Below are 9,099 nucleotides of genomic sequence, written 5' to 3' on the forward strand. Positions count from 1 at the left end.
GGACAGCTGCCCATGCGCTACGAATTCCGGATCACCGGTCTCGTGTCCGAGCCGCTGTCCCACGCCTTCCCGGAGCTCGACACGGCACCGGTGTACCGGCAGACCCTCTTCTTCGGCACCGTCACGGACGAGGCCCACCTGTACGGCCTGCTCACCCGGTTCCGGGACCTGGGCCTGCGCGTCGAGGAGATGCGCCGCCTCCCGGACTGACCCCTTCCGAGATCCGAGCGGCGGCCGATGCCGCCGCAGCGGCAAGGAGGAAGCATGGACCCCAACGCCCCGGCCCCGGACCACCGAGGGGGCCGTGCCGAGGACCGCCCGCTGACCGCGCAGGAGCGCGCGGAGTACGAACGGCTGCACAGGCACGCCTCCGTACGCCACCGGCGACTGCGCTACACCGGAGCATCGATCCTGCTCCTGCTGGCCCTCCTGCTGTCCCCGGTCGCCGTCGTCTCCGCCTGGCTGCACAACACGATCTCCGACCAGGACCGCTACGTGCAGACGGTCGCCCCGCTCGCCGACAACCCCGCGGTGCAGAACACGGTCACCGACAAGCTCACCAACCGGGTGGTCTCCAACGTCGACGTCAAGGCCATCACCGAGGCCCTCCAGCGCGCCCTCCAGCAGGCCGACGCCCCACCGCTGATCGTGGAGAAGTCGGAAGCCCTGGAAGGCCCCTTGAAGGGCGCCCTCACCTCGGCCGTGCACGCCGTGGTCAGCAAGCTGGTCACCAGCGACCAGTTCGAGACCGTGTGGACCGACGCCAACCGGCGCGTCCAGGCCGCCGTGGTGAAGGTGCTGACCGGTGAGGGCTCCAGTGCCGTCCAGACCAGCGGCGACACCATCGTGCTGAACATCGGCGCCCTGACCGACCAGCTCAAGACGCGGCTCGTCGACGCCGGCTTCGAGAAGGCCGCGAGCATCCCCGAGGTCGACAAGGAGATCCCGCTGCTCCAGGTCGACAAGCTCAACAAGGCCCAGGACGCGATGCGGCTGCTGAACGTCGTCGGCGTGTGGCTGCCGATCCTGGTGCTCGTCCTGGCGGCCCTGGCCATCTGGACCGCCCCGGCCCACCGGGTGTGGCTGATCGCCACCGCCATCGGTCTGTTCGTGATGATGCTGGTGCTGCTCGTCGCCCTGGCCGTGGCCCGGCGCATCTACCTGGACTCGGTCCCGCCCTCCACCCTGCCCCCGGACGCGGCCGCCGCCGTCTACGACACCCTGGTGCGCTTCCTGCGGCAGAGCACCCGTACGCTCCTGGTCCTCTCCGTGGTCACCGGCCTGGCGGCGTACCTCTACGGTCCCGGACGGGGTGCCCGCTTCATCCGCAACGCCGCCACCCGGTCCACCGGCGCCGCCGGGCGCTCCCTCGAACGCATCGGCCTGCGCACCGGATCCACCGGCCACTGGCTGGACGAGCACCGGAAGTGGACGACCGGCATCGTGATCGCGGCGGGAGCCGTCGCCCTGCTGCTCTGGAACTACCCGACCCCGGCCGTCGTGGCCCTCGTCTTCGGGATCGTCATCGTGGTCCTGATCATCCTCGGCATCCTCGCGGCGGCCCCCGGTGACGGCCGGCGCCGCGGCGCCGGCGAGCCGAAGCACGGGCCCGGCGTCAGCACCGGATGAACCTTCGAGGAGTGCGGGACCGGCTGGAGCGCTTCGCGGCGCCCCTGGAGCACCTCACGGTCCGCCTCCTCGAAGTGAACCTCTGGGAGAGCGCGATCAGGCTGGCCGCACAGACCTTCCTGGCCGCGCTCCCCCTGCTCATCGTGGTGGCCGCGTTCGCCCCGCCGTCCCTGCAGGACCTGATGGCCGACTCGCTGAGCACGGTCCTCGGCATCAAGGGCGACACCCTGCAGGAAGTGCGCACCGCGTACAACGCGAGCGGATCGGTCAGGGACGCCTCGGGCGCCGTCGGCATCGTCGTGGCACTGTTCTCGGCCACCGCGCTGAGCCGGGCCCTCCAGCGGGTGTGCGAGCGCTGCTGGAAACTCCCCAAGGCCGCTCTCCGCGACGCCGCCTGGCGCTGGCTGGCCTGGCTCGTGGTGTGGCTGCTGGTGCTCTTCTGCCAGGCGCCGCTCCGTGCCGGCTTCGGCGCGGGCCCCGTGCTGGGGGTCCCGCTCTCGGTGGTGGTGGCCGTACTGCTGTGGTGGTGGACGCAGCACCTGATGCTGTGCGGGCGGATCGCCTGGACCCCGTTGCTGCCCGGAGCCCTGATCACCGGCCTGGCGATGGCCGTGGCCGGGTACGCGTCCGAGCTCTTCATGCCGGGCGCCATGCAGCGCGGGTACGAGGAATTCGGCCCGCTCGGCCCCGTCTTCACCTTCCTCAGCTGGCTGATCACGGTGTTCGTGGTGGCCGTGGTGGGGCTGACCCTGGGGGAGTGGGCGGGCACGTCCGCCTGGTACGGGCGGCTCGCCGAGCGGCTTCCGGGGCGCTCCCCGGGGCGGTCTTCCGGGGGCTCGTCCGGTGGTTCCTCCGGTGGTTCCTCCGGGCGGTTCACCCGCCGGGGGTGATCCCGGACGGTCCGCTCCCGCGGCACAGTCGGAACCAGGCACCCGTGTGCGGTGCCGAGCCCTCAAGGAGGACGAAATGAACGGTCTCGTGCCGCTGGCGTACGACTACCCGCTGCTCGGGGTGTTCTGGACCACCCTCGTGATCTTTCTCTGGGTCCTGTGGTTCTTCCTGCTGTTCAAGATCATCATGGACATCTTCCGTGACCACGAGATGAGCGGCTGGGGCAAGGCCGGCTGGCTGATCTTCGTGATCATCCTGCCCTTCCTGGGCGTGTTCGTGTACCTGCTGGCCCGGGGCAAGGGCATGGCGCAGCGCGACATGAAGGACATGACCGAGCAGCGCAAGATGATGGACTCCTACATCCGGGAGACCGCCGGAACGCCCGGCCAGAGCCAGGTCGACCAGCTCGCGAAGCTGTCCGAGATCCGCGCCCGGGGCGACATCACCGACGAGGAGTTCCAGGCGGCGAAGCAGCGCATCCTGCAGCAGTGAGGCGGCACCGCCGGCGGGGACGGCGCGCCCCCGCTCCGTGAACCGGCGCGCCACCGAACCCGAAAGCCGAAAACCATGACCTCGACCTCAACGCACAGCCGTGCCGGAGAACACCCCTTCGCCAGTGGCCTGGTCGTGTTCGCTTCCGTGATGCTGATCGTCGTCGGTGCCCTCGACTTCTGCCGCGGCATCATGGGGATCGCACGGGACGAAGTCTTCGTCACCACGCCGAACTACGTGTTCCGGTTCGACCTGACCGCCTGGGGCTGGCTCCACCTGATCTTCGGGGCCTTCGCCGTCGTCGTGGGCATCGGGCTGATGACCCCGTCGACGTGGGCCCGGGTCGGCGGGATCGGCCTCTCGGCGCTCCTGATCATCATCAACTTCCTCTCCCTCCCGTACTTCCCGCTGTGGTCCCTGATCGCCATCGCCATCTACGGCGCCGTCATCTGGGCCCTGTGCGTGGTGAAGAGCGCCGAGGACTGAGGCGGCCCGGAAGCCCGGGCGGCCCGGCAGGCCGCGAGACCCCGCCGCGGAGGCAGCGATGGACGACTACCCCGTGTTCGACGCCTTCCTGACCATGCTGTGGTTCTTCCTCTGGATCCTGTGGCTCTTCCTGCTGTTCCGGATCCTCGGGGACGTCTTCCGGGACGACACCATGAGCGGCGGGGCGAAGGCGGGCTGGCTGCTCTTCGTGATCGTGCTGCCCTTCCTGGGCTGCTTCGTCTACCTGATCGCCCGCGGCCGGAGCATGGCCCAGCGCGAGATCCGACGGGCGCGGGACCGGGAGGTCGCCTTCCACGCCTACGCCGGCCAGACCGCCGATCCGGCGGTAGGCGCGACGGAGAAGGCGGACCGGCTGGCCACCCTCGCAGGTCTGCACAACAGCGGCCAGCTCACCGACGCCGAGTACGAACGCGTCAAGGAGGGCCTCCTGGCCGACCGCTGAACCGGGTGGAGGGCCGTACCACGACGCCGCCGGCGGAGCCGGCGGCGTACGGCTGCCCGGGACCCGGCGCGCGGCCGGCCTTCCCCGCCCGTCGACACCTCGGCAACACCCCGGCGGGGAAGGCCGGTTGTACGCCGGGGCGGGCGGATGGGCGTTACGGCGGACGGGCGTCCTGGCTGCGGGTCGTGCGCGCCGGGTCCGGACGGGGGCGCACGTGTGCGGGCCCCGGCGCCCGGTGGGGCTGACCGGGTGAAACGCGCGCCGGGCGCACCCCGTCGCCCCGCCCGCCGGGCGGAGGGGAAAGCACGAGCTGGGAGGGGGCGCGGGCACCCCGGCCGCGGCCTCCCGCGACCGGCCGGACCCGCCGGGCCGCCCCGTGCGGGGCACTAGCCTCCCGGACAGTCCGGCGCCCCGTCGCCGACGGCGCGTCCCGTCCCACCGACCGGGCGCGCGCCCGCGGGACCGACCGGGCGTGACCCGTCCCACCGACCAGGAGCACTCACCGTGACGACACCCACGGCACCCACGGCCTCCACGGCACCTGCGCCCTCCACGGCACCCGCGACATCCGTACTGACCCGCAAGCTCCGGCACCTGTTCGTCCTCCTGGACGCCGACGGGGACGGCTTCCTCACGGCAGGGGACCTGCCCGCCGTGGCGAACCGGCTCGCGGGGGCCTTCCCCGCGGATCCGGAGAAGGCCCGGCGGCTGCGACTGGCGCTGGAGCGGATCTGGGAAGGGCACCTGCGCCACATGGACGGGGGCGGAGCCGGCCGCCTGGACCCGGCGGCGTACGAGCGCGGGGTGCGCGCGGCCACCGCCGCCACCCCGGAGGCGTTCCTCTCGGCCCTGCACGAGGCCGCGGCCGCCTGGCTGTCCCTCTGTGACGCGGACGGGAACGGCGCCGTCGACTTCGACGAGTACACCCGCATGGGACGGGTCCTCGGTATCGCCCCCGAGGAGATGGAGGTGGCCTTCGCCCGGCTCGACCGGAACGGCGACGGCTACCTGGAACCCGAGGGGGTCCACGCCGCCGTGATCGAGTTCTTCACCAGCGATGACCCCGAGGCCGCCGGCAACTGGCTCTACGGCCCCCTCTAGCGGCCAGGGCCGCGCACCGCGGCTCCCGCTTCCCGGCTCCCGCTTCCCGCTTCCCGGCTCCCGCTTCCGCCTCCCGGCGTACGGCCGCCTCCCCCACCACGGTTCCGCCCGCGGCTGGGGAGGCGGCCTTCGGCGTTCCGGGCCCCCTCCCGACGTCTCCGGCGGCGGCGCCGGCCACTTTTACCGGGTGCTTACGGGCCCGTCAAGTCCCGAGTTCCCGGCACATGACCCGGGTGTGCCGCCCGGGGCTTACTTGTGGTGCGGGCCTCACCGGACAGCAAATCCGGAAAGCGAAACGAAGCCCTCGAAATCCCGGAAAGCCGGGGCACGTCAATACATCACTCAGCACAGGTAGGAGAAAGTCATGAACCGCAAGATTCACACCACCGAGGCCGTTCGTCCCAAGCGCCGGGGCTTCCGCCTGGCGACGCTCATCGCTTCGGCGGCCGTGATCTCCGGAGGCGTGCTCCTCCCGGCTTCCATGGCCACGGCGGCTCCCGTTCCGGCCCATGTGGTCACGGCGCTCCCGCAGGCCGGCGGTGCCGGTGGCGACGGCGGGGAAGGCGGCGGCGGCCTGGTCGGCGGTGGTGGCGGCTCCGGCGGCTCCGGTGGGGGCAGCGTCCTGGGCATCGGCGGCAACGGCGGCAACGGCGGCAAGGGCGGCGACGGCCTGCTCGCCGGTGGTGGCGGCGGCGGTGGCGGCGGTGGCGGCGAAGGCGTGATCGGCGGCAACGGCGGCAACGGCGGCAAGGGCGGCACCGGCCTCTTCGGCGGCAGCGGTGGCGGCGGCGGCGCCGGCGGCGACGGCATCATCGGCGGCAAGGGCGGCAAGGGCGGGGACGGCGGCTTCGGCGTCCTCCAGGGCGGCAACGGCGGCAAGGGCGGCAAGGGCGGCTTCGGCTCCCTCTTCGGCGGCCTCGGCGGAGCCGGTGGTGCCGGTGGCGCCAGCATCTTCTGATCCGCGCCACGCCTGACGGGGGAGGCCCTCGGGGCCTCCCCCCCCCACCCCCCAGCCCCTTCCCCTCCCCCCTTCTCACTCTCCCTCCCGCACAACGGCTTCATCGCTCACGACAACGGAGAACTCCCATGTTCACGATTTCCTGGCAGCGTCCGATCGTTCTGGCGGCGGCCTCCCTGGCCCTCGTGGCCGGTACGGCCTGCGCCGCGAACGCTTCGGAGTCCCACGCACCGACGGGGATCAGCTCCTCGGCCTTCACCGGCCAGCCCGCTTCCTGCGGGCAGGGCGGCGAAGGCGGCCAGGGCGGAGAGGGCGGCAAGGGCGGTCAGCCCGGCCAGCCGGGTGAGCCCGGCAAGCCCGGTCAGCCCGGTCAGCTCGGGTGCTTCCGCTTCGAGGACCTGCCGAACAAGCCCAAGGAGAAGCTCACCGTGGTGGACAAGGTGCGGATGGTGATGATCCTGATGGCCGACGACTCGGACGCGATGAAGGAACGGATCGCCGACAAGTACAAGATCTCCACCGACCAGCTCGACACCTGGAAGCAGCAGTACCTCGACGGCAACTGGTACGCGCTGATGGGCAGCGACAACCCGTTCTGCCCCTGAGGCGGGAAACGGAAAGCCAAAGCGGAAAACGAAAGCGGAAATCGGAAAAACGAAGTCCGCGAAATACAGAGACCACCAAGCTCGGGGAGGGGGCCCGGCCGGTCGGTGACCGGCGGGGCCCCCGTTTTTTCACCACTCGGAAAGGCAATCCCATGCGTGCGCGCTCCTGGAAGTTCCGTCTCGGCCTCGCCGTCTCCTCGGCCCTGATCGGTGCCGGTGCCATGGCACCCGCCGCCATCGCGGCCCCCGCGGCGCCGGCGTCCACGGCCAAGGTGGCCCAGGCGGCCGACAGCCTGCACCTCGGCTCCGGTGACGGAAGGACCGGCAACCGGCTCGGCGGCAAGATCGGCAGCGCGGTCAGCGGCCTCAAGTCGGGCAAGGGCGCCGTCAAGGTGGGCGACGGCAGCGTCCGGGTCGGCGAACGGGTCTGCGCGGGCAACTGCTCCGGTTCCGTCAACGGCACCAACGGCAGCAGTGGCGGCGTCTGCGTCGGACGCTGCGAGGGCAGCGCCAACGGCGGCAACGGCGTGAACGGCGGCCCCGGGGGCAACGGCACCAACGGCGGCAACGGCGGGGTCTGCGTCGGACGGTGCGAGGGCAGCGCCAACGGCGGCAACGGCGGCAACGGCGGCAACGCCCTCCCCGGCGGCGACGGCGGCGACGGCGGCAAGGGCGGCAACGGCGGCATCTGCGTCGGCAGCGGCTGCCAGACCGCCGGCCGCGGCGGCAACGGCGGCGCCGGCGGCAGCGACGACGACTGACCGACGACGACCGACCGACGACGACGACCGACGACGACCGATCGACAGCGACCGACAGCGACCGACCTCGGCACCACTTGTTCCACGGCCTGCGGGCCCCTCACCCGGCCGGCGCCCTCCACGGGCGCCGGCCCGCGTGGTCCGGGGCGTGCGGCGGTGCACGCCCATAGACTTCAGGCAGGGAAGGGGGCGGCTGATGGCCACGGCATCGAACCCGAGCCGGCACGCCGGCCGGCCCTCCGACCTGATCGGGAAACAGATCGCGGGCTACCGGATCGAGCGCATGATCGGCCGTGGCGGGATGGCCGTCGTCTACCGCGCCAGGGACCTGCGCCTGGACCGCACGGTGGCACTCAAACTGATCGCCCCGGAGCGGGCCCGCGACGACACCTTCCGGCAGCGCTTCACCCACGAGTCCAGGGTGGCCGCGAAGATCGACCACCCGCACATCGTGCCCATCTTCGAAGCCGGCGAGACCGACGGCGTCCTGTACATCGCCATGCGCTACGTCTCCGGCCTGGACCTGCGGGCCCTCCTGGACCGGGAGGGCCCGCTGCCCGTGGCCACCGCCCTCCGCATCGCCGGCCAGGTGGCCTCCGCGCTCGACGCGGCCCACGGCCACGACCTGGTGCACAGGGACGTCAAGCCGGGCAACATCCTGGTCGCCGCCGGCACCGACAGCGACCACCCCGAGCACGTCTACCTCACGGACTTCGGGCTGACGAAGAAGGCGCTGTCGCTCACCGGCTTCACGACCGTGGGCGAGTTCGTCGGCACGCTCGACTACATGGCCCCCGAGCAGATCTCCGGCCGACCGGTCGACGGCAGGTGTGACCTCTACAGCCTCGCCTGCGTGGTCTACGAGACCCTGGCCGGCGGACCGCCCTTCGAACGGGACGAGGACGTGGCGCTGCTGTGGGCGCACCAGTACGACCAGCCCCCGCCGCTGACCGGGCGCCGGCCGGACATCGCGCAGGCCGCCGACGGAGTGCTGGCGAAGGCCCTCTCGAAGGCCGCCGAGGACCGTTACGGGTCCTGCCTGGAGTTCGTCTCGGCCCTGCGCGCCGCCGCCGGAGCCGGCCCGCGCACCGGACGCGGCGATCAGGCGCCGCCGGCCCCGCCGCCGGAGCCTCCGTCCTGGGCCGGGCCGGTCTTCCGCGGCCCGGCGGGCGCGCCGTAGCGGACCACGCCCCGGCACCTCGGGCCGACACCGGCCCTGTGACGCGCCTGTGACAGTCGACGGACACCGCCATGACGTCGCGCGGTCAGTCTTTTGAGCAAGGACATAAACGGACATTCCGGCACATGTCCCTCTGCTTCCGAAGACGCGAGCAGTGAAGGCCCGATCGAATCCGAACTGTTCGGAGGAATCCCATGAGCCTCACCCTCGCCGCTCCGCAGACCGAAGCCCCCGCCACCGCCCTGGCTCCCCGTGAGCAGGAGGCACTGCGACACATCGCCGCCGGGTGCACCTACCTCCAGACCGCCCGCAACATGGGCCTCTCGAAGCACACCGTCGACGCCTACCTCCGCCGCATCCGGACCAAGCTGGGCATCAACACCACCGCCGAAATGGTCCGCACGGCCATCGCCCTGGGCCTCTGACCGCACAGGCCGCGTCAAGCTCACCGAGCACACCGAGCGCACGACACGGGCCGGCGCCTGCTTGTTGAAGGCGAGGTACTGCTCGAACGCCGGACGGTTCGCCGACAC

The 9,099-nt window shown here is 72.0% G+C and carries 12 protein-coding genes; all 12 read left to right on the forward strand.

The features are described from left to right. Positions 1-12: 12 nt before the first annotated feature. The 12 genes from AB0O36_RS27520 to AB0O36_RS27575 all read left to right on the forward strand — a co-directional run bounded on the left by AB0O36_RS27520 (position 13) and on the right by AB0O36_RS27575 (position 8,991). On the forward strand, positions 13-210 hold the full coding sequence (locus tag AB0O36_RS27520; RefSeq protein ID WP_365114894.1) for a hypothetical protein: 198 nt from the start codon (positions 13-15) through the stop codon (positions 208-210). A gap of 54 nt (positions 211-264) precedes the next feature. Then, positions 265-1,629 (forward strand): hypothetical protein, encoded by a 1,365-nt coding sequence (locus tag AB0O36_RS27525; protein ID WP_365114895.1) that lies wholly within the window; start codon positions 265-267, stop codon positions 1,627-1,629. Next, a complete protein-coding gene (locus AB0O36_RS27530) occupies positions 1,626-2,519 on the forward strand; it encodes a YhjD/YihY/BrkB family envelope integrity protein (RefSeq protein WP_365114896.1) in 894 nt (297 codons plus the stop codon). The genes AB0O36_RS27525 and AB0O36_RS27530 overlap by 4 nt, the downstream gene beginning before the upstream one ends. A 76-nt stretch (positions 2,520-2,595) precedes the next feature. Beyond that, positions 2,596-3,012, forward strand: a complete 417-nt coding sequence (locus tag AB0O36_RS27535) for an SHOCT domain-containing protein (RefSeq protein ID WP_365114897.1) — start codon at positions 2,596-2,598, stop codon at positions 3,010-3,012. 75 nt (positions 3,013-3,087) lie between these two features. Further along, positions 3,088-3,498 (forward strand): hypothetical protein, encoded by a 411-nt coding sequence (locus tag AB0O36_RS27540; protein ID WP_365114898.1) that lies wholly within the window; start codon positions 3,088-3,090, stop codon positions 3,496-3,498. A gap of 58 nt (positions 3,499-3,556) precedes the next feature. Beyond that, positions 3,557-3,961, forward strand: coding sequence for a PLD nuclease N-terminal domain-containing protein (locus tag AB0O36_RS27545; protein ID WP_365114899.1), 405 nt, complete (start codon positions 3,557-3,559; stop codon positions 3,959-3,961). Positions 3,962-4,465: 504 nt separating this feature from the next. Continuing rightward, on the forward strand, positions 4,466-5,062 hold the full coding sequence (locus tag AB0O36_RS27550) for an EF-hand domain-containing protein (RefSeq protein WP_365114900.1): 597 nt from the start codon (positions 4,466-4,468) through the stop codon (positions 5,060-5,062). Positions 5,063-5,426: 364 nt separating this feature from the next. After that, the gene (locus AB0O36_RS27555) at positions 5,427-6,020 is read left to right on the forward strand and encodes a hypothetical protein (RefSeq protein WP_365114901.1); all 594 of its coding nucleotides are present in this window, start codon (positions 5,427-5,429) and stop codon (positions 6,018-6,020) included. Between the two features lie 128 nt (positions 6,021-6,148). Beyond that, positions 6,149-6,625: a hypothetical protein gene (locus tag AB0O36_RS27560; RefSeq protein WP_365114902.1), complete on the forward strand. Its 477-nt coding sequence runs from the start codon at positions 6,149-6,151 to the stop codon at positions 6,623-6,625. Positions 6,626-6,777: 152 nt separating this feature from the next. Further along, positions 6,778-7,386, forward strand: coding sequence for a hypothetical protein (locus AB0O36_RS27565; protein WP_365114903.1), 609 nt, complete (start codon positions 6,778-6,780; stop codon positions 7,384-7,386). 196 nt (positions 7,387-7,582) lie between these two features. Next, positions 7,583-8,566, forward strand: coding sequence for a serine/threonine-protein kinase (locus tag AB0O36_RS27570; RefSeq protein ID WP_365114904.1), 984 nt, complete (start codon positions 7,583-7,585; stop codon positions 8,564-8,566). A 194-nt stretch (positions 8,567-8,760) separates the two neighbouring features. Beyond that, the gene (locus AB0O36_RS27575) at positions 8,761-8,991 is read left to right on the forward strand and encodes a helix-turn-helix transcriptional regulator (RefSeq protein ID WP_365114905.1); all 231 of its coding nucleotides are present in this window, start codon (positions 8,761-8,763) and stop codon (positions 8,989-8,991) included. Positions 8,992-9,099 lie beyond the last annotated feature (108 nt).

It is taken from the genome of Streptomyces sp. NPDC089799, from assembly GCF_040684755.1.
Classification (GTDB): Bacteria; Actinomycetota; Actinomycetes; order Streptomycetales; family Streptomycetaceae; genus Streptomyces.

Bases quoted from the DNA above. Each gene is read 5' to 3' on its own strand.
- AB0O36_RS27570 (WP_365114904.1), top strand. From the start codon at position 7,583: ATGGCCACGGCATCGAACCCGAGCCGGCACGCCGGCCGGCCCTCCGAC.
- AB0O36_RS27555 (WP_365114901.1), top strand. From the start codon at position 5,427: ATGAACCGCAAGATTCACACCACCGAGGCCGTTCGTCCCAAGCGCCGG.
- AB0O36_RS27560 (WP_365114902.1), top strand. From the start codon at position 6,149: ATGTTCACGATTTCCTGGCAGCGTCCGATCGTTCTGGCGGCGGCCTCC.
- AB0O36_RS27540 (WP_365114898.1), top strand. From the start codon at position 3,088: ATGACCTCGACCTCAACGCACAGCCGTGCCGGAGAACACCCCTTCGCC.
- AB0O36_RS27565 (WP_365114903.1), top strand. From the start codon at position 6,778: ATGCGTGCGCGCTCCTGGAAGTTCCGTCTCGGCCTCGCCGTCTCCTCG.
- AB0O36_RS27520 (WP_365114894.1), top strand. From the start codon at position 13: ATGCGCTACGAATTCCGGATCACCGGTCTCGTGTCCGAGCCGCTGTCC.
- AB0O36_RS27530 (WP_365114896.1), top strand. From the start codon at position 1,626: ATGAACCTTCGAGGAGTGCGGGACCGGCTGGAGCGCTTCGCGGCGCCC.
- AB0O36_RS27575 (WP_365114905.1), top strand. From the start codon at position 8,761: ATGAGCCTCACCCTCGCCGCTCCGCAGACCGAAGCCCCCGCCACCGCC.
- AB0O36_RS27535 (WP_365114897.1), top strand. From the start codon at position 2,596: ATGAACGGTCTCGTGCCGCTGGCGTACGACTACCCGCTGCTCGGGGTG.
- AB0O36_RS27525 (WP_365114895.1), top strand. From the start codon at position 265: ATGGACCCCAACGCCCCGGCCCCGGACCACCGAGGGGGCCGTGCCGAG.
- AB0O36_RS27545 (WP_365114899.1), top strand. From the start codon at position 3,557: ATGGACGACTACCCCGTGTTCGACGCCTTCCTGACCATGCTGTGGTTC.